The sequence below is a fragment of the Sorangium sp. So ce367 genome (assembly GCF_051520455.1).
Lineage (GTDB): Bacteria > Myxococcota_A > Polyangia > Polyangiales > Polyangiaceae > Sorangium > Sorangium cellulosum_B.
The window spans coordinates 7,670,381-7,696,005 of record NZ_CP150334.1 but is presented as its reverse complement, the minus strand read 5'-3'; the positions used below and the strand labels follow the sequence as shown (position 1 = coordinate 7,696,005).

Here is a 25,625-nt window from a genome sequence, read left to right as displayed (position 1 = left end):
GCGCAGGAGCGTCGGCTCACAGAATGGATCTGGCTCCAATTTGCTGGAGTCGTGCAGCCCACCGGGCATGCGGCGAGGGGCGGGTTGGCCTCCCTGGGTTCAGCGCGTGACGGGGATCGTGCAGGAGAACGTCGTCCCCGCGCCGAGCTCGCTATCGACCGAGATCTGCCCCCCGTGCGCCTCGATGATGCCCTTGACGATGTACAGCCCGAGCCCCGCGCCCGCGCAGCGCGCCGCCCGCCCTTGCCAGTAGCGATCGAACAGGCGCGGGATGTCTTCCGGCCGGATCCCCGTGCCCGTGTCGCTGACGGACAGGCGGACATGGGGCCCCTGGCGCTCCGCGCCGATCGTGATCTCCCGTCCCTCGGCGGTGAACTTCAGGGCGTTGCCCACGAGGTTCGACAGCACCTGGAGCATGCGGCCACGGTCGCAGCTGAGCTCCAGGCCGCTCCCGGGAAGGAGGGTGTGGAGCTGGATCCGCTTCTGCTCGGCGAGCGGCGCCAGCATCTCGGTGACCTCGCGCACGAGCGAGCCCACCTCGCACGGCTGGATGTCCAGCTTCAGGCCCTTCGCCTCGATGATCGCGGCGTCGAGCAGCTCGCCGAGCATCTCGACGGCGCGCTCCGCGGCGCGCTTGATCTGCCGCGCCCGGTTGCGGATCGGCTGCCCCGCCGCGTCCGCCGGGGCCGATCGCTCGAGCAGGGCCGCGGCCAGGATGATCGACGACAGCGGGTTCCGGAGGTCGTGCGCCGCGATGGCCAGCGCCTCCTCGCGGAGCCGCCGCGCCCGCTGCTCGGCCTCGTAGAGGCGCGCGCGCTCCAGGGCCTGCGCGCATTGCAGGGCGAGCGTCGTCATGAAGCGCCGGTCGTCCTCGCTGATCCGGCAGGTGTCGCGGTACGTGACCCCGAGCACCCCGATGGTCACGTCGCCCAGCGTCATGGGGACGCAGATCAGGGTCTTGGCCCAGTCGCCTGTCGGCGTGTCGGGATAGGCAGCCCGATACGCCGCGAGCGACTCGAAGATCAGCAGCTGGCCCGTGCGGATGCAGTCGACGACAGCCATGCGCGCGGACATCGGAATGCGGCGCAGGCGCGCGACCACGTCCTCGGGGTAGCCGGGCGCGCGGAGGACCTCGATCACGTCGTCCTCCGCGAGCAGCGCGACGTACCCCGCGTCGGCGTAGAGCGCGGCGAGCCCGAGCGAGAGGACCACCTCGGCCACCTGCGCGGGCGTCACCGCGCGCGAGAGCTCGGACGTGAACGTCTGGAGGCGCGCGACGCGCGCCTCCGCCAGCTCGACCCGGACGCGGGCGACGCGCTCGCAGGCGAGCGCCCGCTCCCGGGCGTCCTCGGCCCGCTTGCGGCGCTCGATCTCGTTCACGACCTCGACGACGTACAGCGGCGCCCCCGCGCGATCGCGGGCGAGCGAGCGCGTGACCGCGACCCAGAGCATCGACCCGTCCCGCCGCACGCAGCGCTCCTCGGTGGTCGAAGAGGGGATCGTCCCATCGCCCAGCGCATGGACGTGCCGGAGCGCTCCCTCCGCGTGGTCCGGGTGGCGGAGATCCTGGGCGCGGAGCGCCGTCAGCTCCTCGACGGTGTATCCGAGCAGCTCACAGAGCTTCGGGTTCACGCGGAGCAAGCGGTCGTCGAGGGAGACGTGGGCCATCCCCACCGCCGCCTGGTCGAAGGCCGCGCGGAACCGCTCGTCGCTCGCGGCGCGCGCGACGTTCGCGGCGCGCGCCTCGAGCAGAGCGCGGACGGCCGTCATCAGGAGCCGGCTCTCGGTCGGCCATGCGCACGAGCCGGCACGACAGCAATCGTACGCGGAACCGTACGCCGAACCGCACGCGGAGCCGCACGTCGAACCGAGCATCGAGCTCGAGGTCGATGGCTGACCGCCGGCCGCGCTGGGCCGGCTGGCGTGCAGCACCGGTGTGGCCGTCGCGCCCAGCGCCGCCTGGAGGCGCTGGCAGAGCTCGCACCGCTCGCCGTCCGGCAGATCGACGCCGACGAGCACCAGGTCCGGCGGCCGATGGGCGCTTCGCAGGCTCTCCGCGATCGTCGCTGCGAGCTCGACCCGCAGCCCGGCGGCCTCGAGCGTGCGGCGGATCTCCTCTCGTTGGGCCTCGTCATGATCGACGATCAGGACGGTAGGTGCCTGCATACGGTCCGCGTTCTTCCTTGGGAAAATGGAGAGTTGAAATAGCTCACTTCCTCGCGGCTCGCCTCTCGAGGAGGCGTGTCGAGGGTACGAACTGTGCAAGATCCCGGAGCGGAATCGCGGACGGTGGCGGACGCAACCGCGCGCTCGAACGAGGGGTGGGCTCATGGCAGCGTGGCTGGAATCAGCGCTCGAGGCGGGGCGCCTCTACCGCTCGATCGGCGCCCTGGAGGCGGAGCAGCTGCGTCCTCACGTGCACCGCGCCTGGGTGCGCTCTCACGGGGGAGGGGCCGATCCGCACCGCCCCAAGGCCGAGTTCCTGAGCGCGCTCGACACCGAGCGCCTGCGCGAGCGGCACCGGGACCTCATCCTCGCTTCCGAACCCTACCTTCACGCGCTCAGCCTGGCCTCGGGCGACGAGCGCCATGCGGTCATGGTGGGGGACGCGCGGGCGATCCTCCTGGATGTCCGCGGTGACGAGCAGACGATTCACGGCCCCGAGCGGGTGCCCGGTGCCGGCGCGTTGCTTGATGAGAGCGTCTGTGGCGCGAACGGCGTCGGTACGGCGCTCGCCGAAGATGGCTATACGGACCTCGTGGGGCCGGAGCATTTCATTCAGGGATTCCACGTCTTCACGTGCCAGGGGCTCCCGCTCCGGGACGGCGATGGGGCGGCCATCGGCGTGCTCAGCCTCTTGGTCAGGAGACCCGAGATTGGCTTTCGTCTCCGCGAAATTCTGCTCTGCGCCGCGCGCGCCATCGAGATGGATCTCCTCGCCATGCGGCTCGAGCGGGACATGGAGCGTCTGCTCACTGCGCGGGACGTGCCCATCGAGGACCTGCGGCGGTTGCTCCAGGACATCCTCCAGGCGCGGGCCGCCGCGCGGCTCAGGATCGATCTCGCCGCGGATCAGCTCGCCGGGAGCGTCCTCGCCCAGACGCGCGATCTTCTCCACCTCGCCGCCAGCGTGCTGCGCCGCTTCCAGCGCTCCGCTGCGCTGTGGCGGGCGCTCGCGCTGGGCGGAGCGGCGGCGCCGCGCCCGGTGGCGCTCGACGCGCTGATCCGCGATCTCGCGGAGCTGCTGGAGGTCGAGTCGGCTGTCTTCAACGTCACGACCAGCATCGAGGAGCTCGAGCCCGTGGTGGTCCAGGCGGACCACGACACCCTGGCGCGCGGGCTCTTTCGCGTGCTGGTGAGCGCCATCCGGGCTGCGCGCCGCGGCGCCGTGCACCTCGCGCTCCGGGCGAGGCCGACGGGCGGAGAGCTGTGCCTCACGCTCTCACCCGGCGCGGGGGTCGCCCCGCGCGCGCCGCGCCCCGTGCGGGTGCTGGTGCCGGCACACCCGGGAGCCCCGGAGCGCGCGCCGAGCGATCTCTCGGCGTGCATGGCCTGAGCCGGATCAGCGCGGAATGAGGTTGCGGCAGCCGCTGCCGCAGGCGTCCCCGTCGCGGTTGTTGCCGTCGTCGCACTCCTCCACGGCCTGGACGACGCCGTCGCCGCAGTACTCGCCGAGCTTGCAGTCCTGCGCGCACTCGCCGTAACCGCCGTCGTTCACGCCGTCGTCGCACTCCTCGCCCAGGCTGACGACGCTGTCGCCGCAGACGGGCTTGCACTCGCTGCGCGCCGTCGCGAAGCCCTGCAGCGTGAGCTTGAACGTCGACGCCGCGGTCTGGCGCTCGGCGTGGAACACGGCGATCTGGTAGACGCCGCCGTCCGTCAGGCCGAGGTCGATGTTCCGCGCCGGGATGTTGTCGTTCTCCTCCGTGGCGTAGGTGACCCTGCCGGCCCCGTTGGCGCCGATGACGAGGCGCCCGTTGACGGCGCTGTGGATGCCGCCGACGTCGACCGCGAGGCGATCGTTGATGAACACCCACACATCGTCGTCGCCGGTGAAGTCGAGCTCGTACTGCTCGCCCGCGTTGTACTGGAACCAGTAGCGGATCTCGCTCGTGAAATGGAAGTTGTGCTTCGGGCTGCCCTGCTCCTTCAGCCAGTCGCCGCCGCCGTAGCTCGGGAAGATGTCGGCCGCGACGCGCTCGGCCGCCGGGGTGAACGGATCGTCGTCGACCGGGAAGAACAGCGGGTTCCCGTCGTAGGTCTCCTCGACATACCTCGCCCAGTAGACCCCGCCGCGCACCTCGCAGCTGTGGAACTCCTCGCTGTGGATGTCGCCGCAATCCGGGGTGGCCTGGGCCGACGAGGTGCACTCCTCGTCGTTCACCTCGTTGCCCACGTTGCCGCAATAGTGCTCGGCCTCCTGGGACAGCAGGGTCCACTGCTCGCCGTCCTCGCCCCAGCGGTTCACGAAGCGGCCGTCGCCGGTGTCCCAGAGCGTGAGGGTGGTGACCGTGGTGCTGTTGGTGCCGGGCACGTCGTGGTACCACTGGGCGAAGCTGTCTGCGCTCGTCACCAGGCTGTTGGCGGCGGTCATGTACGTCGGCTTCTTCTCGGCGTCGAGCCGGGGCCCGACCATGTTGAAGATCGGCCTGCTGTTGGCAGGACCTTTCGGCTCGAAGTCGGGGTGGGCCGCCTTGAAGTCGCGGAAGACGACAGGCACGGCCATCGATCCCGAGGGCTGGGGGACGGCGCACGTGTATCCCGGCTCCTCCGTGCACGTCGCGGAGCAGCCGTCGCCGTCGATGTTGTTACCGTCGTCGCACTCCTCGCCGAGCACGAGGCCATCGCCGCAGCTGGACGCGCAGGAGCCCGCGGAGCAATCGGGCTCGGCCTGGCAGCTCGAGGAGCAGCCGTCGAAGGGCATCGTGTTGCCGTCTTCGCAGCTCTCCGCGCCTTCTTGCGTCTTGTCGCCGCAGGTCGTCGGCGTGCAGGCGCTCGGGCTGCCGCTGCACTTGAAGCCGACCTCCACCTTGCAGGTCGGCGAGCAGCCGTCGGCCGTCTCGGTGTTGCCGTCGTCGCAGAGCTCCGGGAACACCACGGCGCCGTCACCGCAGCGGGCGATACGCGTGCAAGCGACCCCGGGCAGCGGGCACGACCAGCCGAGCTCGACCGAGCGGCAATCCGCCGCACAGCCGTCATCCCCCACGGCGTTTCCGTCGTCGCACGCCTCGTCGTTGGTCAGGCCCCCGTCGCCGCAACGGAACGCGCTGTCGCTGTCGCCGATGTCCGATCCGCTCCCCGTGGTGTCGCCGTCGCCGAGATCGCCGCCGGTGGTGGTGGGATTGTCCCCGCCGCCGCCGGGGCCACCGCCTCCGGAAGGGCGGCCTGCGCTCGCAGAGCAGCTCGCCACCAGGGCGGCGCAGCTCGTGATGAAAATGGTTGAACCAAGCCACGAAGATCGAGGACGCATGACCTGCTCCTTCCGGTTGCCCGGGACCTCTCGGGATGCGTGAATTGGCGGCAGTCTCCCACGCGGGTGCCCTGAATTCGAGCCCTTCCTGCGCGCGCCGCGGCCTCCAGGGCTGTTGAATAATTGGTCCACGCACAGGGCGACTCCCCCTGTGCGTGGACAAATCCTGAACCAGCGTCTCTTTCCCCCGAGGGCGGACCGCGCGAGGGACGTATACTCGCGCGCCGGCCGGCTCGCTCCTCCTCGCAGGGCGGCCGGCCCGTCACCTGACCTGGAGCGCTGCATGTCGCGATCGTCTGACTCGACCCGTCCTCCGGGGAGCGCACGCCTCCCCGGCGCGACCGCGCGGTCCCGGCGCTCCTGGCCCGGGTGGGCCGGCTTCTCTGGCCTGCTCCTCCTGGTCATCCTCGTGCCGTTCTTCCTCTTTGCCGACAGCCTCGAGGCCGCGGCGCGGAAGCTGCTCGCCGCGCCGCCTTCGCCCATTGCGACGGCGCTCGTCCTCGGCGGATTGCTCGCTGGCGATATCGTCCTGCCGGTGCCATCGAGCCTGGTGAGCACGGCGGCGGGCGGGCTTCTCGGCTTCTGGCGCGGGACGGTGGTCTCCTGGGCGGGCATGATGGTGGGCTCGGGGCTGGGTTATCTGGTCGGCGCGCGCGCGGGCGCGCCGGCCTTGCAGCGGATGGTGGGCGAGGCGGAGCTCGCGCGCCTGAAGCGGGCCGCCGAGCGGCACGGCCGCTGGTTCCTGCTCCTCTTCCGCGGCGTGCCCGTGCTCGCGGAGGCGTCTCTCGTCTTCGCGGGCGCGGGCCGCATGCCCTGGCGCGCGTTCGTCACGGTGACGGCCCTGGCCAACCTGGGCATCTCGGCGACCTATGCCGCGGTGGGCGCCTCGGCCGCGCGGCTCACGTCATCGCTGCTGCTGCTCGCCGGGATGGTGCTCCTGCCCGGGCTCGCGCTGCTCCTCGCGCGCCTGCCGGAGCGCTGGCGGAGACCGCGAGGGGAGGGCGAGGGTCGCGGAAGAGGAGGGGAGTAGCGTCACCCGCTCAGCCGCCGGCACACCCGCCGCCGCCAGGACCGATGAAGGCCGGAGCAGCGCGTCGACGCGTCGACGCGCCGCGTGCCCCCGTGACAGGCATCGTGGCGAGTCGTGGTCTTTCAGCGTGTCTTTCCCATTGACGAGCTCTGCCGATGTCTCCTTCCGACGAATTTGACGCTGTGCGCAGGATGGATGACGCCGCGCGCCTATCGAATGACGCTGCGCGCCCAGCGGGAGCGCAGGGCGCCCAGGTGGTTCGGCAAGCCATGTGCAAATCATGTGCAAATTGAAAGTCAAGCGCCTCGTGGTGGTCGTCCCCTCGTGCAGCGCTCCTGCAGGATCCCGCTGGAGGAGAGCGCCTCCTGGGATCCACCCTCGTGGGAAAAGCACCGCCATATCGATATTGGGTCCCGGCATCGGAGGGTGCGTCTCGTCTTGACCCTCTGTTTGGTGGCGGGTAACATGCGAGTCCGGTTGGCAACCCGTCGGTGTTGCTTGATTGCGAATTCTGCGCAGGGTCGACTGTCGAGCGCGACCAACCGTTGATCTGGCTGAGATTGTCTTACGGACGAGCCTTGGGGGTTGTCGCTCGAAGCAGCGCGCCGTGCTCTGAATTTGTGCTTAACGAAAGAACGAACCTATGAGAATCCGAAGAAGCCATATCTTCTTGTGTTCCTTCGCCGCCCTTGCTCTGACGGGCATCGCCTGCGGTGGTGATGGATCGACCGCGGCGACCGGGGGTGGGCTGACGGGCTCCGGCGGCGCGGGCAGCGGCAACGGCAGCGGCGCGGGCAGCTCGGTGGGCAACGGCAGCGGCGCGGGCAGCTCGGTGGGCAACGGCAGCGGCGCGGGCAGCTCGGTGGGCAACGGCAGCGGCGCGGGCAGCTCGACGAGCAGCGGCGACACCAGCGGCGCCGGCGCTGGGATCCCGAGCGGCAGCGGCAGCGGCAACCCGGACCTGAAACCCACGCCGGACACCGACGACTCACCCAACGGGAGATTCCGCGTCAACCTCGACAACGGCCGCCTGACGCAGGACGGCACGGAGATCCAGGTTCGCGGCGGCAACTGGTTCGGGCTCGAGGGACAGGACGATCTCGAGCGCCCCGGCGCCATGGAGCTCTTCATCGGGTCGATGTGGTGGGCGGATAACAACGCCCCGCGCACGATCGCGGACACGATGAAGGAGCTCACCAGCTCCAACCTCAAGTTCAACACGATCCGGCTCCCCATCGCGCCGCAGACCCTGGTCGCCAACCACCCGGACGGCAACTACAGCACCACGACGCCCCGGATGAAGAACAACGACCCGGACGTCTACCCGTACGCCAACGCGTACGAGGCGCTCGAGGACTTCCTCAAGCAGGCCAGCGCGAACAATCTGAACGTCATCATCGGCATCCACTCCTGCTCGAACCACCTCGGGTGGCGCGCGGGCAGGCTCGACGATGACAAGCCCTACGTGGACAGCAATCGCGAGAACTACGATTATAAGGCGGACGACTACACCTGCCTTACGGGCGAGGACGCCTACAACTACGACAAGTGGCTCGCGGACATCCGTACGATCGCGCAGCTTCCCAAGAAGCTCGGGATCAAGAACATCATCGGCATCGATTGCTTCAACGAGCCGTGGAAGTACAGCTGGCCCGAGTGGGCGGACATGGCCAAGGCCTGCTACGACGTCATCGCCGAGGAGAACGACGACATGATCGCGGTCGTCCAGGGCGTGTCCGGCAGCCACCAGCCCGCGGGCGCCAGCGGCCTGACGCTGGAGCCGGAGCCCCACGGCGATGAGAACCTCAACCCGAACTGGGGTGAGAACTTCTACGGACAGACGGCCTACCCGATCCAGATCCCCAGGAATCGGCTCTGCTTCTCGCCCCACACCTACGGGCCTGCGGTGTTCGTTCAGAAGCAGCACGTCGATCAGTCCAAGCCCGAGTGCGTCGGGCTCGAGGACGAGGCGGCCGCCGAGGCCAAGTGCGGGCTGGTTGTGGAACGCAGCAACGCCGATACTGTCGCGAAGCTGACAAAGCAGTGGGACGAGCACTTCGGGTTCCTGCACGACCAGAAGTTCTGCGTGATCACCGGCGAGTTCGGCGGCGTGAAGGACTGGCCGAAGAACGAGATGGACCCGCCGCTGGCCCAGCAGTGGGCGCACCTGCCTGCCGGCAAGCGCTACGACTGGGAGTGGCAGAACATGTACGTGGATTACCTCATCAAGAAGAAGATGACGGACTTCACGTACTGGTCCATCAACCCCGAGTCGGGTGATACGGGTGGTATCTACAACCACAAGTACACCGATGCCGACAAGTCGGGCTGGGGCACCTGGACGGGGCTGGACACCGAGAAGGTCGAGATGCTGGCCCGCCTCAAGTAGGCCGAGCCGCTGACGAAGAAGACCGCCCGCGGGCCTTGACCCGCGGGCGGTTCTCTTTTGTGACTCCAGCCTTGTGCACCCCGTTCTACAGCGATTTCCGCCGACCTCAGCACCATGCCGAGCAGAGCGGCGGTCTCCCGCACAGGAGACGGGCCCAGAACGGCGTTTTCGGCGCGCAAGCGCACTCCGGTGCGCTGAGCACCGAAAACGTCGAGGTGGGCCCGTATCCGAAGCGGGTGACCGTCGCTCTAATTGCAGCTGTTGTTGCGAGCGTTCATTAGGGTGAGATTGCGGAAGGTGCTGTTCTCGGCGCAGGGGTTCTCGTTGACCGCCGTGTCCGTGATCGTGAGGTTCTGGATCGTGATGTCCGAGGAGTTCGCGAACTCGGTGCGTGCGGCCAGGCGGATGTCGCCGCCGCCGTCGACGGTCCCGGACTCGGCGGCGATGTTCACGTTGTGGCAGTTCTCGAGCAGGATCGCGTTGTTGCCGGTGTCGGCGAGATCGATCCGGTCGATCGTGACGCCCCCGCTCTCGGACACGCAGAAGATCCCGCGCCCGCCCCCGCGGGCGATGACCTGGCCGACGTGGATGTTGGTGGGGTAGCCGCTGCCGATGCGCCCCGCGCGGTTGGCGAGCCGGAACGCCGCGTAGCCGGTGCCCGCGCCCGCGTTCACGGCGTCGACCGTCCCGACCTCGGCGTTGGTCGTGTCGTTCAGGAGGAGGCCGCATTCCCCGGTGTCGCGCGCGATGACGGTGCCGATGCGGATGTCGTCGACGCCGTACGTCTCGACGCCGTGAGAGCTGGTCCCCTCGGCGTAGACATGGTCGATCTCGATGTTCTTCACCTTGTTGGCGCGGTCGGAGCGTCCATGGTTGTCGATGCGGACGCCGAGGCCGCTCGAGACGCGCAGCTCGACATGGCCGAGGCGCAGGTTCTCGACGTCGCGGAAGAACATGGCGTAGAGCGGGGTGCCGCTGATCGTGACGTTCGGGATCTCGATGTCGGTCCGGCCGCGCGCGTAGATGGGCGCGTTGTCGCCGGAGCCGCTGCCGGTGACCTCGATCGTGCCGCAGACGTTGAGCACGGTGTAGCTGGGCACGTTCAGCCTCGAGCTCGCGGCCACGGTCCCGGAGCCCTGGACCAGGACGCTCTGCTTGCTGGTGCGGCCGGAGCTCAAGCTGTCGAGCGCCGCCTGCATCGCGGCCCGCATGTCACCGCCGCTGTAGACGTTGCGAGCGCCGTTCTGCGCTATCCAGTCGGAGCCGGATCGGGTCACCACGGCGTTGTAGCCGCTCGTGTCTCCGTCGCACGGATACGCCGCGTCACCACCTCCGCTGCCGCCCGTCCCCGCCCCTCCGGCGCCGCTCCCGCCTGTGCCGGCCGCGCTGGAGCCCGCGCCTCCGGCGCCGTCTCCGCCGGTGCTCGCCGCGCCGGAGTCCCCGCCTCCGCTGCCGGTGCTGCTCGTGGCGGCGGAGCCTCCCGGGCCAGCCGCGCCGGCGCCCGACGTCCCGCCGCCCGCGACGCCGCCGCCCACGCCAGAGCCGCCGCTCGTGGGCGAGCCCCCCGTCGCTGAGCTGCCGCTGGCGGGCGAGCCCCCTGTCGCCGAGCCGCCGCCGCTGCTCTCCGGGTCGCCGCCGGCGTCCGAGCCGCAGGCCGCTGCCATGAGCAATCCGATGAGCGTCGCGGGTATCGCCGAGATGGTGCGCAATCGAGTCTTCATTCCAAGCTCCGAACGGTGAAAGAGACCTCGGCGTCCCCTGGTCCGCGCTCGCGCTCGGGGCCCGGCGCCGGCCCCTGAGGGGCAGCGTCGGGCGTTGACAGGACTGCCGTCGCCACGAGGGTGTCGACGTGGGGGCAAGACCAATCACCGCTCTCGACCGGCGACGAGTCGTTCGCATGCGAGCGCACGATTGCAGCGCTGCGCGTCGCCGCATCGATGCTCGGGGCTTCCCCAGCCGCCCCGCCGCCCCGCCGCCCGAAGCCGTCGGCGAGCCGGATGGCTCGCACGAAGGATCCCCATCTCTCGCCTCCCCGCCTCCCCGTCTCCCTGTGAATCTTCTCTTCTCGCTCTCCACCCGACGTCGCGCTTCGTCTCCGTCGATGTCGCGAGCGCCACGCCCTCGATCCTCTTCTCATGGCCGCCCGCCAGGCGGCCGCGCTCCGATCGACCCTGGCGACCCGAGCGCTGCGTGGTCGGGGCGGTTCGGGCAGCGCGCTCGCCGATCGGCGGCAGCGGCCCGCTGCCGTGTTCCGCGGCGCTCCCGGCTTGGATACGCTACTTCACGAGCTCGCCCGTCTCGTGTGTGCATCCGGGGCCGAGCGCGCTGTTCTTCGAAGCCCCGCACCCGCCATGTACCGAACCGCCGCTCCCCTGCCTCCCGAGCCGCCCCGCGAGTGGCAGCTCATCGTCGAGGCCTTCCTGTACGAGCACCTCTCCGTGCCCGAGGCATGGCTCGCGCGCGCCGGGGGCACCGTCGCGCTGCTCGTCGGCGCGCGGATGCTCGCGCCCGAGCACCACGGGGAGAACCGCGCCTGGCTGTTCGGCGATCTGCGGCGCATGGAGGGCCAGCGGCCGCCGCTCCTCGCCCCCGCCTCGTTCGGGCTGGAGCGCGTGTGCGCGCCGGGCGAGACGGAGGCCCTCCCGCGGCACGTCGCCGTGTGCCCCTGGCCCGACGCGGCGGGGATGACGCTGGCGGGCATCGCTGGCCACCTTCCGGGCTCGCGCTTCGAGGTCGGCGCGGCGGTGGAGGTCGCGGCGCAGCTCGCGCGCGTGCGCCTGGCCGTGCCGCACGCGGGCTTCACGTACGCCCGCGTCATCGTCTTCGAGAGCGGCGAGGTGCGGGTCGCGCCGCCCCTGCCGGAGACGGAGCGATCGGCCGCGCTGAGCGATTCGGGGTTCGAGTACCTCGACGACCTGGGGATCAGGGGCTCCCAGCTCCATGACCCCAAGGACATCGATCCGGCCGTCGGCGTCGCGTCGGCGCTCTTCGAGCTCGTCGCGGGCTTCGGCGAGGCGGGCGGCGTGGCGAAGCGCCAGTTCCTCCACGCCGCGGTCACGGCGCCGCCCGCGCACCCGCTGCCGTCGGACTTCGGCGTGCGCAGCCGCGAGGTCGACGCCCTCGTCGCGCGGGGCACGTCGGGCGATGCGTCGCTCCCCGAGCTCGCGCAGGCGCTCGCGGCGCTCAGCCAGGCGCTCGACGGCCCAGCCGCGCTCGGTCGCGCGGTGCGCGCGAGCGTCGCCGCGGCCGCGCCCTCGCCGCCCCACCGGCAGACGTGGGATGGAAAGCGTATTTACATGCTGTTCCCCGACGTGCAGGCGCTCCCTGTCGGCGCAGGCTGGCCGGGGCCCGAGCCCTGAAGAGGCCGCGCCGCCGCGGCGTCTCGTGCGCCTCCCACGTGCCTCTCCTGCGGCGCCGCGGCTAGCCGCAGCCCGGCACCTCGTCGAAGCCGAAGAAGACCTGCTTGCCCATGGAGCGGGACAGCTCGACCATCTCGTCGGCTCCCTTGGAGGGGCCGCCGATCCGCAGGCAAGCGTCGCAGCGCGCGACGAGCCGGCGGGCGACGGGATGGAAGATCTCGTTGAAGATCTCGTCGCCGATCTGCCGCGACCCGGCGTGCTCGATGAGCGGCAGCGCGAACCATTCGCCGAGGACGGGGAGGTGGCCCGCCCGGAAGAGGCGCACGGCCATGTCGTTCATCGCGCGAACGTTGGCCGCGATCAGGACCGGATCATCCCCCGTGCCGGAGCGATAGGGCCCGGCGACGAGGATCATGAGGGGCTGGGTGGGTTGCATCGTCTGCCGTCTCAGGGGGCCTGCAGGTCGCGATCGGCGCTCGGGAACCAGCGCGTCGCGGCGCGGACCGCGTTGGTGGCCGCGCCGAGCCGAAGGTTGTCCCCGACCACGGTCAGGCACACGCTCTTCCGGTCGCGGTCCCGGTGATCGGGGCGGATCCGCCCGACCAGGGCGAGGTCTCGGTCCTGCACGCAGTGGAGCGCGCTCAGGCCCTCGCCGGCGGCGCCGGGGAGGTGCTTCACGAAGGGCGACTTCGCCGGATCGCTCAGGATGCCCGCGACCCGCTCGAGATCCACCGGGCGATCGAACGTCACCCACGCGTTCTCGTAGTGGCCGACCGCGACGCCGACCCGGCAGCACTGCGCGGAGACGCCGAGCTCCGGCATGCTCAGGATCTTGCGGCTCTCGAAGATGAGCTTCCGCTCTTCCGAGGAGAAGCCGCTCTCGTCGGTGCCGCCGTTGTGCGGGACGGTGTTGCCGGCGTAGCCCGACGGCTTGAACGGCAGGCCCAGGCGATCGAGGGCCTGGAAGCCGTCGCGCGCGTCCGCGAGGAACGAGTCCAGGGCGGCGATGCCGGCGCCGCTGACCGCCTGGTACGTGCTCACCGTGACCTCGCTCAGCCCGAACTCCCGGCGCAGGGGCGAGAGCGCGAGCATCAGCGGGATGGTCGTGCAGTTCGGGTTGGCCACGAGCCGGACCGAGTCGTCGACGATGCTCGAGTTCACCCCGGCGACGACGAGCGGCACCTTCGGGTCGGCGCGGTACGTGTTGCTCTTGTCGATCACGCGGTACCCGAGCTCCACGAGCCGCGGGACGTACCGCTTGCTGTGATCGTCATCCAGCGCCACGAACGCGAGGTCTCCGCGGGGGGCGTCCTGCGCCTCGAGGCGCGACGCACTGAGCACCTCGTACGACTTGCCGTCGAGGGTGAGCTCCTGGTCCCGGCTCGCGAACAGGGCGAGCGTCGCGCCGGGCCAGGCCCGCGCGATGAGGGTGATGGTTTCGCGGCCGACAAGGCCCGTGGCGCCGAGGATGCAGATTCGCATAAGGGCGCTCTTTACCAGACCGGGGCCCAGCCGACGAGGGGCGAGTGGCCAGGCGCCGCGGCGGCGTTCTGTCTAGCTACCTTGCCTGGCCTGGCCTAGCCGCGCGAGCGCCCCTTCCGCCCGCGCGCCAGCCGCCGTCCCCTCGGCGGCCGGGGCGCGGTCCGCGCTCAGATGACCGTGCCCGGCGGGACGACGGCGTTCTTCGGGACGACCACGATGCCCTCCCGGGCCGCGTAGTACGGGGCGTCGGTGTCCGGCCGGTCGGGGATGTTGCGGATCACCACCCCGTCGCCGATGCGCGCGTTCTTGTCGATGATCGCGCCGTCGATCGTGCACCCCCGGCCGATGCCGATGGGCGGCAGACCCCTCGTGCTCTCGGGGCCGTGGGCCTGGAACAGCGACTCGTAGTCCGCGCCCATCATGACCGTGTTCGACATGGAGACGTGGGGCCCGATGGAGGAGAGCTGCCCGACGACCGACCGGGAGATCTTCGACTCGATGATCCGGCTCCCCTCGGCGAGGAGCACCTGGTCGAGGACCGAGCCGGCGGTGACGTGGGCCGGGGGGAAGAACTGCGGGCGCGTGTAGATCGGCCGCTGCGGGTCGTAGAACGAGAACGGAGGATCGGAGTCGGTGAGCGCGAGGCTGGCCTCGTAGTAGCTGCGGATCGTGCCGATGTCCTCCCAGTACCCGTCGAACGTGTAGGTCATCATCCGGTGGGTGTCGAGCGCCCGGGGGAGGATGTGGCTGCCGAAGTCGGAGGCGTTGTCGTGCTCGAGCATCTCGTAGAGCGCCTTCGCGCTGAAGATGTAGACGCCCATCGAGGCGAGCCACGGGTTCGCCGGATCGGGCAGCTGCCGCACGCTGTCGAGCAGCTTCATGTCCTTCGGCTTCTCGACGAACTTCACCACACGCCCGGTGTCGTCGGTGTCCACGATGCCGAGGCGCGACACCTCGGCCGTCGGGACGGGGCGGACGGCGAGCGTGACGTCGGCCCGGGTCTCGCGGTGGTGCTCGAGGAAGGGCTCGTAGTCCATGCGGTAGAGGTGATCGCCCGAGAGGATCATGACGTCCCGCGGGTTCGGCGATTTCACCTCGACGAGCTGCTTGCGGACGGCGTCGGCGGTGCCCTGGTACCAGTCGCTGTGGGTCGGCGTCTGCTCGGCCGCGAGGATCTGCACCGCGCCGGCGGAGAAGACGTCGAATCGGTACGTCTGCGTGATGTGGTTGTGGAGCGAGACCGAGTTGAACTGCGTGAGGATGTGGATGCGGTTGAAGCCCGAGTTGAGGCAGTTGCTGATCGGGATGTCGACCAGCCGGTACTTGCCGCCGGTCGGGACGGCTGGCTTCGAGCGCAGCTTGGTGAGCGGGTAGAGGCGGCTTCCTACGCCTCCGCCGAGGATCAAAACCACCACGTCGTTGTGCTTCAAGCGGGTCTCCGCGATGTGAGGGGGACGGTTCGACGCCCGGGACGATGGGCGCGGTTACACTAGCAGGAGTGGCGAACCCACCGGGCTGCAGATCGCTCAGCGGCAGCGGGCTGGGCGGTCGCTCGGGCCGGGGGCTTCCCGGGCGATCGCCCCGGTCTGCTCCTCCACGCTGAGCGACGTGATCCGCGCGTCCGGCGAGGTGTCGACACGCACGGCCACCGAGAGCGCGCCGCGCTCGCAGCGCAGGCCGAAGCGCGCCGCCGTGGCGCTCTCCACGACGGCGGAGCCGTCGAGCGCGCACGCCCCGACCCGCGCGCCGGCGTCGCGCAGCGCCTTTCGCAGGGAGGCGAGGTGAGCCTCCGGGAACCAGCCGGGCCTGAGCCTGCGATCGAGCGCCCCCGTGCGCGCGCGGCCGATGACCGAGGCGACGGCCTGGGCGGCGCGGCGCACGGGCGGGGAGGGCGGGACGACGCGCGCCTCCATGGCGCCGGTCGCCGCGAGCCGGCCGAGCACGTCCGCGTTGAGCGACTCGAGATCGGCGCCGGCGACGTTGGCGAGCGCGACGACGCCGACGCCCCGCTGCGGGAGGAGCGTCACCGACGCGGAGAAGCCGTCGATCAGGCCGTTGTGGAAGACCATGTGGCCGAGATCGCAGTCCTCGCGCACGTGCCAGCCGAGCCCGGGGCCGTCGTCGTCGCCGGCGGCCGGGAACGCCGAGCCGTTGCGCGCCATCAGGTGCGACTCGCGCACCGTGCTCCGCCGCAGGGCCCCCGTCTCGGGCGCGTCGCGCGCGGGCCAGGCGGCGAGCTCGAACCCGACGAAGCGACCCATGTCGGCGAGGCTCGCGTAGAGCCCCGCGGTCGCCTCGGAGGCCCCGAGCCGCCAGGGCTGGATCGGCGCCACAACGCCGCCGTCGACGCCGCGCGCGTGGGGCGAGGCGAGCGCGCCGGGCGGCACCTGCGACGGGTCCCAGGCGGCGTCGCGCATGCCGAGCGGCCCGAGCACCGCGTCGCTCATGTAGCGCCGGTACGGCACGCCGGCGGCGCGCGCGACGACCAGCCCGAGGAGCGAATAGCCGAGGTTCGAGTAGGAGGTCGCGGTGCCCGGCGCGCTCTCGAGCCCGAAGCCGTCGAGCGTGGCCAGGATCTCCCGCTCGGTGACGTCGCGCGACGTCGACGCGGGGGGAAACACGCCGAGCCGCGGCAGGCCGGAGCTGTGCGTGAGCAGGTCGCGGACCGTGATCTGCCGCGCGTCGCGCGTCGGGTAGACGACGCCGGTGAGCGCCGGCAGGTAGCGCGCCGCCGGGGCGTCGATCGACAGCCGCCCTTCGTCGCGGAGCCGGAGTATCGCCGCCGCGGTCAGCGGCTTGGTGACGGAGCCGACGCGGAAGCGCGTGTGCTCGTCGACCGCTCCGCCCGCCGCGGCGTCCCGCACGCCGAGCACCGCCTGGATCGCGAGCTCGTCGTCGATGACGACGCCGAGCGCGAGCGCCGGCGAGCGCTCCCTCTCCGCGGCGCGCCGCGCGAGCGCCTGCACGTCGGCCGCCGCCGCGCGGAGCTTCCGCCCGCGCTCCGGATCGGGGAAGCGCGGCGTCGGCGCGGGCTCGCTGGCGAAGCGCTGGTCGAGCGGCGCCGCGGCCCCCTGCGCGACGGCCCGCGGCGCGGGCGCGGGCGATGCGCACCCGCAGAGGAGCAGGGGTGACGCGGAGAAGACGGCCGCGGCGAGGAGCGCGGCGAGCCTGTCGTCGATCGTCCTCAAGTCCGAGCCATGACTCTCGCTCTTCGATCGCGACCCGACAATTGGAAACGGACCCGTGGAAGGGGTCAGTCCTCGATTGTAGCGGTGGAGGTAGGCGGGGAGCGCGACGTCCGCGCAGCTCCGGGGTGGGGATCCCACGGTGTGATCCGCGCGGGGCCGTGACGGCGCGCGCGGGATCGGAGGCGCCGGCGGCAGTGCGCGTCTACGCCTGCGCGAACCGCTCCTGGAAGGCCCGGTAGTTCGGCCGATCGGCGCCCCGGTCGTACACCGCGAACACCACGCGCGAGAACGCGCCGCGGAAGCGCGGGCGCTCGAGGCACCGGGCGAAGACGTCGGCGACCTCGCGCGGATCGTTGCGGAAGACGCCGCACCCCCACGCCCCGAGGACAAGGCACCGGTGCCCGTGCGCGCCCGCCGCCGCGAGCACCATGTCCGCGCGGCGCTCCAGGGCGGCCCGGATCTCCTGGTCCGTGGCGTCGTCGCGCTGGAACGCCTCGCCGGCGTTCGGCGCCGGCGCCGTGATGATCGACAGCGCGAACGGCCGGTCCAGCAGGGCGTGCTGCTCGTCGCGGAAGAACGGCACGTCCGGCGAGTAGATGATGTGGTCGGTATAGAGAAAGCTCCCGCAGGCGCGGTTCTGGTCGTAATACTCGCGCTGCTCGACGAGCGACGCGTACAGCGCCGAGCACCTGGCGAGGTCCTCCTCCTGGGCCTTGGCCCCGCGCAGGAACCCGCCCCCGGGGTTCTTGGCGGAAGCGAAGTTGAGGGCCATGACGCGGGCCTGGCCCTCCTGCTCGATGAGCCGCCGCCCCGCCGCCCCCGTGGTCTCGCCGGTGACCTCGATCGCCGCCGGGCCGTCGAGGCGCTCCTTCGGCTCCCAGGCGTCGAGTGATCCGGGCCGGTAAAGCACGGTGCCCTTCACCGCGGCGAGCACGCGGTCGCGGATGCGAACGGTCGCGCCCGAGGGCGCGATGTACTCGCCGCGACTCGCGATCTGCACGGTCTCTGCGGCGATGCTGGTCAGCTTCATGCGCTCAAGGATTGGCGAGCCGCGGCCGCTCGTCCAGCGAAACGCGCCCCGCCCTGCGCCGCGTCAGCGCCGCACGGAGAAGAGGGCCCACTGCCCGTCGCGCGCGGCGAGCTCGAGCCGCTCGTGGGCGAGCAGCGCGGGCGAGGGCGAGCGCAGGAGCACGTAGTCGAACCTCGTGAGCTCCGGGTGGCGGAGCCAGCTCGGGCCGAGCCCTGGCATCGGGTTCTTGCCGCCCACGTACTGAATGAAGTTCATCCCGTAGCCTGCATAGGAGCTGTTCGGCAGGCCGCCGTGGCGCACCGTGGCGATCTCCTGGATCGCGCGGAGCGGCTTGGCGGGGAACGCCTCCGTCGCCCCCCACGCGTCGAGGGGCGCCAGCAGCGTCTGGCCGTGAGAGAGCCTGTCGATGAGCCGGGAGGCGCCGACCGTCTCTCGATGGAAGTCGGCGAAGCGCCCGCAGAGGTGGAGGAGCAGGGCGCCGCCGCCGATCGCCATCGAGGCGAGGAGGCCCGCTCTCGGCGCGGGGCGCGCCGGCAGGGGCCAGGCGAAGGTGAAGAGCAGCGCGGCCATCCAGGGGTGCCGGTTGTTGATCCCCTCGACCCCGAGGCAGTACGAGGGGAGGACCAGGTGACAGACCACGCTGGCGAGCGCGAGCACGGCGAACGCGTTCGGGACCCGGTACCGGGCGGCCGGGGACTCGGGCGACGCGTGGGGCGCGGCGGGCTCAGCGGTGGCGCCGGCGACGACGAGCAGCGCGAAGAGGAGCACGTAGCCGACCGAGATCGGGAGGAGGACCCCGACGAGCTCGGGGAGCTGCGCTGCGTTCTCGAAGAAGGGCGGCCACGCCGCGACAGGGCCGGGGACCGGGGCGCCGGAGGGCCTCGTGAGCACCGACCTGCCCACCCAGACGGCGAACAGGGCGAGCGACGGCGTGAGCGGGAGCAGCGCCCGCCATCGCTCCCGCGGCCCCGGCGCCCGCCAGAGCGCCCAGAGCAGCGCGACGTCGAGGAGGAGCTGGGCGAGCGCGAGCGCGTGCCACAGGAGCAGGGCGACCGCGATCGCGGCGAGGCCGACGCCGAGGCGCGGGGTCGGGCGATCGAGCCATCGCACCGCGACGGCCAGGCCCAGCACGACGAGCGGAGGGGCCGTCGCGAACGCGAAGAAGCCGCCGCTCACCCAGTACGAGTGCACGAGGGGGAAGACGAGCAGCACGCACCAGCGATCCCGCCGGAGCACGCGGAGGAGGAGCATCGAGGCGGCGGGCAGGGCGACGGTGTACGCGGTGAGGAGGACCTTGCCCGCGATCTCGATGGAGCTCACGGCCGCGATCGCCCGCGCGAGGAGGATCGGCAGGACGAGCGGCGCGATGGGCCATCCTGTCGTGTAGGTGCCGTGAAAGGGCGAGGCGGGATCCCCGTGGTCCTGGAACGCTCGGACGAACGTCAGGAACGGTGGGTAATCCATCATCGGCAGGAGGTCGGTCAGCCAGAAGGGCACCGCCGCGAGGAGCGTCAGCGTGAACACCGTCGCTCCATAGGCCCAATGAGCCCACGGGAATCGTGCGCTGGGACGTTCCATGGCCTGATCGAGGTGAGGGGATTACTTGGCGCGCTTCATCACGCCGACGCCGATGACGGGCCCGAGGCGGTAGCGCCCCGCGAACACGGTGCCCTCCGCGAACGCGAACGTCATCGGCGGTCGCCTCCGTCGGCGCGCGCGCCCCGCCATGTCCCTCTCCTCGGCATGGATGCCACGATTTTCTGTTCGCGCCGTGCCGTCAAGCCCTCGATTGCAGGCCGTCGCGCCGTGCCACCCCGGCAGCGCGCAGCGCACGATCACGACGCTCGATGCTGCTCGCGCGATGGAACCAGCACGACGGCGGGACGAAGCCCCATCGATCCACCGCCTCGATCCGGTCCCGGCGGGGCGCGCTGCTTCGATCTCGATACGCAAGTCCTTGCACAGGTGCGCAAGCACCCGCTGCGCAGGTGTGGACTCCATCGCTCCGCGCTTGACCTCTGGACCGCGAAGTCACGCCATCGCGCATGCGGCACGTCGCTTGCCAATATCGGACACCGAAACCGGACGCCATCCGCGTCAGTACCAGCAGTCGAGTCGGTCCGACCCGCCGTGGAGGTCCCGTGGCGCCGTCCGGCGGAGCTCACTGCGGCGCTGCGCGCCCTCGCCTGACCCGAGAGGGAAAGGCATGAACGAGAGGTACTTGTATGATGAGTCATCTGTCTACGGAATCTCGTGGTCTCCTTCACGGCACGCTTGGCCTCCTCGTCCTGTCGCTCGCGTCGGCCGGGTGCGCCGCCGGCGCGCCTGCGGGAGACGAGATCTCCGAGCAGGTCGGTGATACGGAGGTGAGCTTCGACGAGTTCGAGGCTCGCACCTACCGTGAGCCGGAGAGCGGCGTCTACATCGTCGATGGCGACATTCCCGTCGAGGGCCTCGACGGGCTCGAGGGGTTCTATGAGCGCCACGTCCAGCGCGGAGCGCTCATCGTCGATCAGAGCCGTGGGAGGGACGTGAGGTGGAGCGACAGGGAGAAGCGGAACCTCAGCTACTGCGTGAGCGAGGCGTTCGGTGACGACCATGGCGCGGTGGTCTCCGCGATGGAGAGCGCCGCCGCGGCGTGGGGGGAGGTGGCGGACGTCCGCTTCGTTCACAGGGCGGACCAGGACGGCGCGTGTGATGCGCGCAACAAGAGGGTCGTCTTCGACGTGCGCCCGGTCGAGGGGCAGCCGTACTACGCGCGCGCGTTCTTCCCTGACAGCTCGCGCCGCGCGCGCAATCTCCTCATCGACTCGGCCGCCCTCGGCCCGCTCGATCTCTGGACGCTCACGGGCGTCCTGCGGCACGAGCTCGGCCACGCGCTCGGGTTCCGGCACGAGCACACGCGGCCCGAGGCGGGCGCCTGCTTCGAGGACGACGGCTGGCGCGCCCTGACGCCGTACGACGCGGGCTCGGTGATGCACTATCCGTGGTGCAACGGCACGAACTGGGGCGACCTCGACCTGACGGAGCACGACGCGCGCGGCGCCGCGGCCCTGTACGGCCCGCCCTGCCAGTGAGCTCCGCCCCGCGGCGCGCGCTGTGTCCCGCGCGCTGCGTCCGGCGCGCCGCGCCGGCGGGAGCGCTGGCGAGGTAGGGAGCCCGAGGGGCCATGGCGCGCGCGCGCCGCGCGTGAGATCATGGCGCGCCATGGATGAGGTCGAGCTCGGCGTCCGGCGGTACTCGGCCGAGGTGGTCGCGCACCGCCACGCCCACCACCAGCTGGTCTTGCCTCTGGAAGGCGCGATAGCGCTCTCGATGGACGGTCGAGAGCTCATGGCATCCGGGCTCTCGGGTGCGCTCGTCCCGTGTGACACCCGCCATGCTTTCGCGGCGCCGGACCGGAATCGCTTCCTCGTCATCGATGTGCCGACCGCCTCCGCGGAAGCTCTCGGCGCCACGCCGTGGTTCGAGCGGATCGCCGGCGGGTCGATCGCCCTCGACGCCGCTGCTGCGCACCTGGTCCGGACCGCGGCGGACGAGCTCGACGGGGGCGGCTCGGTCGCGCTGCGCCGGCAGTGGGCGGGGCTGCTCGTGCTCACGCTGGCCGAGCGCGGGGCGCGCGGCGCGCTCGGCGCGCTCGGCCTGACGCGCGCCCCGGAGAAGCTGCGCCGCGCGCTGCGCTTCCTCGAGGACCACGCGCACGAGCCGCTCACCGTCGCCGACGTGGCTGCCCGGGCGGAGCTGAGCCCGGGGCACCTCCACCATCTGTTCCGCACGGTCCTCGGGACGACGGTGCAGGAGCGCATCGCGGATCTGCGCCTCGCGCGCGCGACCGACCTGCTGTCCCGCACCGAGCTCGGGATCGCGGAGATCGCGATCCGCTGCGGCTACGCCGACCAGAGCTGCCTGACCCGCAGCCTGCGGCGCCGCCGCGGCGTGACCCCGGCGGCCCTGCGTCGCGCGGTCCGGGCCGAGCGTCGGGGCGAGCCGCGGCGCGGGCGAGCGTAGCCGGGCCGCGGGCGCGCAGCCCAGGCGCAGCGAGCCGGGGCGTGGGCGAATGTCGCTGGGGCGCGAGCCCGGAGTCCCGGCACAGGACGGCGGAGCCTGAGCCAAGACGGCGGCCGGCCGGCGCGCCATGTTCGGCGCCATGTCGGACACGACCCACGGCGCCGCCCTGTCGGACGTAGCGATGGCAGCGACGCCAGCGGCGCGCCCCTCGCGGCGAGCCGCCACCCTGGCGGGCGTCGCGGCGATCGGGCTCTGGGGCAGCCTCGCCCTGCTCTCGACCTCGGTGCGCAGGTTGCCGCCGCTCCAGGTGCTCTCGTCGACCTTCGCTGTCGCGGCGCTCCTCGGCGCGGCGCGGCTCGCCCGGCGCGGCGGGGGCGGCCTCGGCGCGCTGCGCCAGCCGCTCGGCAGCTGGATCCTCGGCGTGGGCGGCCTGTTCGGTTATCACGCCCTCTATTTCTATGCGCTCTCCGCCGCGCCGCCCGTGCAGGTCAGCGTCCTCTCGTACCTGTGGCCGCTGCTCATCGTCCTGCTCTCGGCGGCGCTCCCCGGCGGTCGCCTGCGCCGCAGGCACGTGGTCGGGGCGCTGCTCGGGCTCGCGGGCGTCTGGACGCTCGTCGCCGGCGGGGGCGCCGTCCGCCTGAGCGCCACACACACGCCCGGTTACCTGGCCGCGCTCGGCTGCGCGCTCCTCTGGTCGACGTACTCGGTGCTCCAGCGCCGCTTCGCCGAGGTCCCTGCCGACGCCATCGCAGGCTCCTGCGCCGCGACGGCCTCCCTGGGTCTGGCCGGGCACCTCGCGTTCGAGCGCACGGTCGTGCCGACGGCCGGAGAGGCGCTCGGCCTGCTCGCGCTCGGGCTCGGCCCCGTGGGGGTCGCGTTCTTCGCGTGGGATCACGCGACGAAGCACGGCGACGTGCCGCAGCTCGGGGTGCTGTCCTACGGCGCGCCGATCCTCTCGACGCTGCTGCTCTGCGTCGCCGGCCACGCCGAGGCGAGCGCCCAGCTGCTCGCCGCCTGCGCCCTCGTGGCTGTCGGCGGCCTCGTGTCGACCGCGCCCGCGGCGAACGTCAGCACCGGGACCCGCGGGCTGTCGACGTTCGCACGCTGGATCACCCGCCCTCGATCGCGGCGCTGACGCGCCCGCGATCGACGGCGCTCTCCTTCGTTGCGGCTCGTGGCTACGCGCGGCGTGTGGGGGTCGGCTCGTCGTCCAGCAGGCCCGCGTGCGCGCTCGGCGTCGCGAACACCCCTTGCACGTCGTCGGCCGGAGCCCAGTGCCCCGCGCACATGAGCGCGCCCCCGGTGATCTCGGGCTGCGGCGAGAGGCGGGCCTGGACGTCGTCCGCGTGCACGCACACGTTGACGTGCACGCGCGGGTCCGCTTCCGGTCGCTGGGCCAGCGCCCGGTGCACGGCGGTCGCGAGCTCGATCGCCGCGCGCCGCTCGCGTAGCGCCTCGGCGGCGTTTGCCGGGAGGAGGCGAACGCCGAGCACCTCGTTGCCGGTGATCGACGCGAGGAGGAAGCCTGCGCGCGAGAGCTGCGACTCGGCGATGTCGAGCACCCGACCGATGTCGAAGGTCAGCGCGTCGTCGAGCTCGCCTGCGTCGCCGCGGGTCCGGACCTCGAGGTAGACCGCCACCGCGGGGTGCGTCGGATCGGGCCCGCTCGGCATGCCCGACGCGGGCCCGCCGATGGCGTCCCTGAGCGCGCGCATCAGCTCCTCGACCGAGCCAAAGCGCCGCTCCCGCCGCTTCTCCATGCACCGCAGCACCACCGCGTCGAGCTCGATGGGCAGCGGGACCCGCAGGCTCGGGGGCAGCGGCTGCTCCTCCAGGTGCTTCCGCACCATCTCATCCATGTCGTGTGTGTGGAACGGCAACCGGCCCACCAGCATGCGATGAAGGAGGACGCCTAGCGCATAGACGTCCACCCGCGCATCGATAGGACCGCCGAGGATCTGCTCTGGGGCCATGATGGATGGCGTCCCGGGCATACGTCCGGCGGTGGTGAGCCATGTCGACCCCTCCTCGGGCGCCATCATCTTTGCGATACCGAAATCGAGCAGCTTGACGGTACGTGGCGGGCTCGAGCAGATGAAGATGTTGCTCGCTTTCACATCCCTGTGAACGATGCCCGCTGTGTGCGCGGCTGCTAACGCTGCGCACACAGGCTCCATCAGCTCCAGGGTCTCGCGGGGCGTGAGCCGCGTCTGGGCCCGGATCAGCGCGTCGAGCGTCTGGCCCTCGAGGCGCTCCATGACATAGAACGGTTGATAGTTGTTCAGCTCACCTACTGCATAGATTTCCACGATGTTGGGGTGGGATATCGACCGCAGCACGTCGATCTCGCGTGCGAACCGGTCGACCACGCGGCGAGAGTGGGCCACCGCCTCGCTCAGCACCTTGACCGCGGCGGGTCTGCCCGATTCGACGTGCCTCGCCCCGTAGACCACACCACAGCCGCCACGCGCGATGAATCCTTCGAGGATGTACTCGCCCGCCAGGGTGCCCGGCGGGAACTCGCTGCGCGCGGCCGACCTCTCGAAATCCGAAAACGGCCTGGTCTCGTCCTCGTCGTCGCTCATCTGCCCCTCCGCGCCGTCCATCGCGGCGCGTTACAGCCCTGCCGTCAGCGCGCTCTCCCGATCGAACGCATCCTTTACTAAAGCGCTATGCAGAAGCATTTCGAAATGGTAACTTAAACTTTGCGGCTACTCGACCTTAAACGCCAAATCGCGGCGATGAAAAGGGGGACCGTCATGGTTCTTTGCTGTGCACGAAGTGTCGCGGTCTTCGCATTACCTCTGCTTACTGCTGCCTGCATCGGCGCCGAGATCGACGAGCAGGCGGAGGAGCTCGTCGGGGAAGCCGAGAGCGAGCTCATGACCGAGAACGCGCTGTTCCCGAACGCGTTGTTTCCGAACGCGCTGTTCCCGAACGGGCTGAACCCAAGCGGGCTGAACCCAAGCTGGCTGATCTCGAGAAAGCTGGCCCTGAGTGGCCCGAATGGGCTAACCACGAGCGCGCTGGCGGCCATCCAGGATCCGGGAACGAGCGGCGCCCTGTCGAGGGATCTCCTGCGCTACATCGTGAGCTGTTCGCTGCGCCCCGACCAGACGTTCTCGTTCTCATGGACCGACAGCAGCGGGGTCGCCCACCCGGAGGTGTACCGCGGCGACCTCGGCTACGCGCACTGGTGGGCGAGCAGCCCGATTGGTAACGATACATATGTCCAGCATCAGATCTCGGCCTGCATCGCCGCGCGGGTAAACTGGTACGGCGTTTCGGTGAACATCTCCCTGCGCAACAACGAGATGGCGTCGACTGCGGCGGAGCGCGCGGCCTATCCGGTGCGAGAGGGCGCGTTCTGGGGCAACCTGTTCGCCCCGACGCCCTATGTGGGGGCCTGCTACGATTCGGTGGGCTACGTTCGTGCGCGCCAGGTGAAGCGCGACTGCGCGGCCGGCCACGTCGAGACCAACCCGACGACCGGGGAGGTCACTTGGCAGCAGTGTGGCTCCATGGTCATCTGGGGCTCATGCAATGCCATGTGCAACGGGACGGACGCCACGGCCGGCTACTTCAGGGGGTGTGTCACGAACTATTCGGTCAACCCTTATGTGCGCACGGACCAGGTGGTTACCACGTTCTTGCCGGCCGGCCCCTAGG

At 71.2% G+C, this 25,625-nt stretch carries 18 protein-coding genes; 8 read left to right on the top strand and 10 right to left on the bottom strand.

Annotation, left to right across the window (positions count from 1 at the left end; genetic code table 11):
- Positions 1–99: 99 nt before the first annotated feature.
- A complete protein-coding gene (locus tag WME97_RS29100) occupies positions 100–2,166 on the bottom strand; it encodes an ATP-binding protein (RefSeq protein WP_437542179.1) in 2,067 nt (688 codons plus the stop codon).
- 163 nt (positions 2,167–2,329) lie between these two features.
- Between WME97_RS29100 and WME97_RS29095 the strand changes: the two genes are divergently transcribed.
- Positions 2,330–3,556: a sigma-54-dependent Fis family transcriptional regulator gene (locus tag WME97_RS29095; RefSeq protein ID WP_437542178.1), complete on the top strand. Its 1,227-nt coding sequence runs from the start codon at positions 2,330–2,332 to the stop codon at positions 3,554–3,556.
- A gap of 6 nt (positions 3,557–3,562) precedes the next feature.
- Here WME97_RS29095 and WME97_RS29090 read toward each other — a convergent pair whose 3' ends face one another.
- Entirely contained in the window at positions 3,563–5,470 is a 1,908-nt protein-coding gene (locus tag WME97_RS29090) for a DUF4215 domain-containing protein (RefSeq protein ID WP_437542176.1), read from the bottom strand.
- 283 nt (positions 5,471–5,753) lie between these two features.
- Between WME97_RS29090 and WME97_RS29085 the strand changes: the two genes are divergently transcribed.
- Both WME97_RS29085 and WME97_RS29080 read left to right on the top strand, forming a co-directional pair.
- Positions 5,754–6,500, top strand: coding sequence for a TVP38/TMEM64 family protein (locus WME97_RS29085; RefSeq protein WP_437542175.1), 747 nt, complete (start codon positions 5,754–5,756; stop codon positions 6,498–6,500).
- Positions 6,501–7,143: 643 nt separating this feature from the next.
- A complete protein-coding gene (locus WME97_RS29080) occupies positions 7,144–8,889 on the top strand; it encodes a glycoside hydrolase family 5 protein (RefSeq protein WP_437542173.1) in 1,746 nt (581 codons plus the stop codon).
- Between the two features lie 248 nt (positions 8,890–9,137).
- Here WME97_RS29080 and WME97_RS29075 read toward each other — a convergent pair whose 3' ends face one another.
- Positions 9,138–10,610, bottom strand: a complete 1,473-nt coding sequence (locus tag WME97_RS29075) for a right-handed parallel beta-helix repeat-containing protein (RefSeq protein ID WP_437542171.1) — start codon at positions 10,608–10,610, stop codon at positions 9,138–9,140.
- Positions 10,611–11,240: 630 nt separating this feature from the next.
- On the opposite strand from WME97_RS29075, the gene WME97_RS29070 reads away from it, so the two are divergent.
- On the top strand, positions 11,241–12,248 hold the full coding sequence (locus WME97_RS29070) for a hypothetical protein (RefSeq protein WP_437542169.1): 1,008 nt from the start codon (positions 11,241–11,243) through the stop codon (positions 12,246–12,248).
- A 61-nt stretch (positions 12,249–12,309) separates the two neighbouring features.
- On the opposite strand, the gene WME97_RS29065 is transcribed toward WME97_RS29070, so the two are convergent.
- The 6 genes from WME97_RS29065 to WME97_RS29040 all read right to left on the bottom strand — a co-directional run bounded on the left by WME97_RS29065 (position 12,310) and on the right by WME97_RS29040 (position 19,472).
- Positions 12,310–12,684, bottom strand: a complete 375-nt coding sequence (locus WME97_RS29065) for a DUF4406 domain-containing protein (protein ID WP_437542167.1) — start codon at positions 12,682–12,684, stop codon at positions 12,310–12,312.
- Between the two features lie 11 nt (positions 12,685–12,695).
- Positions 12,696–13,730 carry an aspartate-semialdehyde dehydrogenase gene (locus tag WME97_RS29060; RefSeq protein WP_437542165.1) on the bottom strand — a complete coding sequence of 345 codons (1,035 nt, stop codon included), beginning with the start codon at positions 13,728–13,730 and terminating at the stop codon, positions 12,696–12,698.
- Between the two features lie 167 nt (positions 13,731–13,897).
- On the bottom strand, positions 13,898–15,160 hold the full coding sequence (locus WME97_RS29055; protein ID WP_437542163.1) for a glucose-1-phosphate adenylyltransferase: 1,263 nt from the start codon (positions 15,158–15,160) through the stop codon (positions 13,898–13,900).
- Positions 15,161–15,256: 96 nt separating this feature from the next.
- Complete coding sequence (locus WME97_RS29050; protein ID WP_437542161.1) at positions 15,257–16,918, bottom strand: serine hydrolase domain-containing protein; 1,662 nt, start codon at positions 16,916–16,918, stop codon at positions 15,257–15,259.
- Between the two features lie 202 nt (positions 16,919–17,120).
- Positions 17,121–17,948, bottom strand: a complete 828-nt coding sequence (locus WME97_RS29045; RefSeq protein WP_437542159.1) for a TIGR02452 family protein — start codon at positions 17,946–17,948, stop codon at positions 17,121–17,123.
- A 63-nt stretch (positions 17,949–18,011) separates the two neighbouring features.
- Positions 18,012–19,472: a hypothetical protein gene (locus WME97_RS29040; protein WP_437542157.1), complete on the bottom strand. Its 1,461-nt coding sequence runs from the start codon at positions 19,470–19,472 to the stop codon at positions 18,012–18,014.
- Positions 19,473–20,173: 701 nt separating this feature from the next.
- Between WME97_RS29040 and WME97_RS29035 the strand changes: the two genes are divergently transcribed.
- The 3 genes from WME97_RS29035 (at position 20,174) to yddG (ending at position 23,091) form a co-directional block, all read left to right on the top strand.
- Positions 20,174–21,025, top strand: coding sequence for a matrixin family metalloprotease (locus WME97_RS29035; RefSeq protein WP_437542155.1), 852 nt, complete (start codon positions 20,174–20,176; stop codon positions 21,023–21,025).
- Between the two features lie 130 nt (positions 21,026–21,155).
- On the top strand, positions 21,156–21,956 hold the full coding sequence (locus tag WME97_RS29030; RefSeq protein ID WP_437542153.1) for a helix-turn-helix domain-containing protein: 801 nt from the start codon (positions 21,156–21,158) through the stop codon (positions 21,954–21,956).
- Positions 21,957–22,095: 139 nt separating this feature from the next.
- Positions 22,096–23,091 carry an aromatic amino acid exporter YddG gene (gene yddG, locus WME97_RS29025; RefSeq protein WP_437542152.1) on the top strand — a complete coding sequence of 332 codons (996 nt, stop codon included), beginning with the start codon at positions 22,096–22,098 and terminating at the stop codon, positions 23,089–23,091.
- A gap of 43 nt (positions 23,092–23,134) precedes the next feature.
- Here the strand turns inward: yddG and WME97_RS29020 are convergent, their stop codons facing one another.
- Positions 23,135–24,562, bottom strand: coding sequence for a serine/threonine protein kinase (locus WME97_RS29020; RefSeq protein ID WP_437542150.1), 1,428 nt, complete (start codon positions 24,560–24,562; stop codon positions 23,135–23,137).
- Positions 24,563–24,661: 99 nt separating this feature from the next.
- Here WME97_RS29020 and WME97_RS29015 point away from each other — a divergent pair, with 99 nt between their 5' ends.
- Positions 24,662–25,624, top strand: a complete 963-nt coding sequence (locus WME97_RS29015; protein ID WP_437542148.1) for a hypothetical protein — start codon at positions 24,662–24,664, stop codon at positions 25,622–25,624.
- Position 25,625: the final 1 nt, after the last annotated feature.

Excerpts from the sequence above, each read along its gene's own strand:
- WME97_RS29100 (WP_437542179.1), bottom strand. The coding sequence starts at position 2,166 with ATGCAGGCACCTACCGTCCTGATCGTCGATCATGACGAGGCCCAACGA.
- WME97_RS29095 (WP_437542178.1), top strand. The coding sequence starts at position 2,330 with ATGGCAGCGTGGCTGGAATCAGCGCTCGAGGCGGGGCGCCTCTACCGC.
- WME97_RS29090 (WP_437542176.1), bottom strand. The coding sequence starts at position 5,470 with ATGCGTCCTCGATCTTCGTGGCTTGGTTCAACCATTTTCATCACGAGC.
- WME97_RS29085 (WP_437542175.1), top strand. The coding sequence starts at position 5,754 with ATGTCGCGATCGTCTGACTCGACCCGTCCTCCGGGGAGCGCACGCCTC.
- WME97_RS29080 (WP_437542173.1), top strand. The coding sequence starts at position 7,144 with ATGAGAATCCGAAGAAGCCATATCTTCTTGTGTTCCTTCGCCGCCCTT.
- WME97_RS29075 (WP_437542171.1), bottom strand. The coding sequence starts at position 10,610 with ATGAAGACTCGATTGCGCACCATCTCGGCGATACCCGCGACGCTCATC.
- WME97_RS29070 (WP_437542169.1), top strand. The coding sequence starts at position 11,241 with ATGTACCGAACCGCCGCTCCCCTGCCTCCCGAGCCGCCCCGCGAGTGG.
- WME97_RS29065 (WP_437542167.1), bottom strand. The coding sequence starts at position 12,684 with ATGCAACCCACCCAGCCCCTCATGATCCTCGTCGCCGGGCCCTATCGC.
- WME97_RS29060 (WP_437542165.1), bottom strand. The coding sequence starts at position 13,730 with ATGCGAATCTGCATCCTCGGCGCCACGGGCCTTGTCGGCCGCGAAACC.
- WME97_RS29045 (WP_437542159.1), bottom strand. The coding sequence starts at position 17,948 with ATGAAGCTGACCAGCATCGCCGCAGAGACCGTGCAGATCGCGAGTCGC.
- WME97_RS29035 (WP_437542155.1), top strand. The coding sequence starts at position 20,174 with ATGATGAGTCATCTGTCTACGGAATCTCGTGGTCTCCTTCACGGCACG.
- WME97_RS29030 (WP_437542153.1), top strand. The coding sequence starts at position 21,156 with ATGGATGAGGTCGAGCTCGGCGTCCGGCGGTACTCGGCCGAGGTGGTC.
- yddG (WP_437542152.1), top strand. The coding sequence starts at position 22,096 with ATGTCGGACACGACCCACGGCGCCGCCCTGTCGGACGTAGCGATGGCA.
- WME97_RS29020 (WP_437542150.1), bottom strand. The coding sequence starts at position 24,562 with ATGGACGGCGCGGAGGGGCAGATGAGCGACGACGAGGACGAGACCAGG.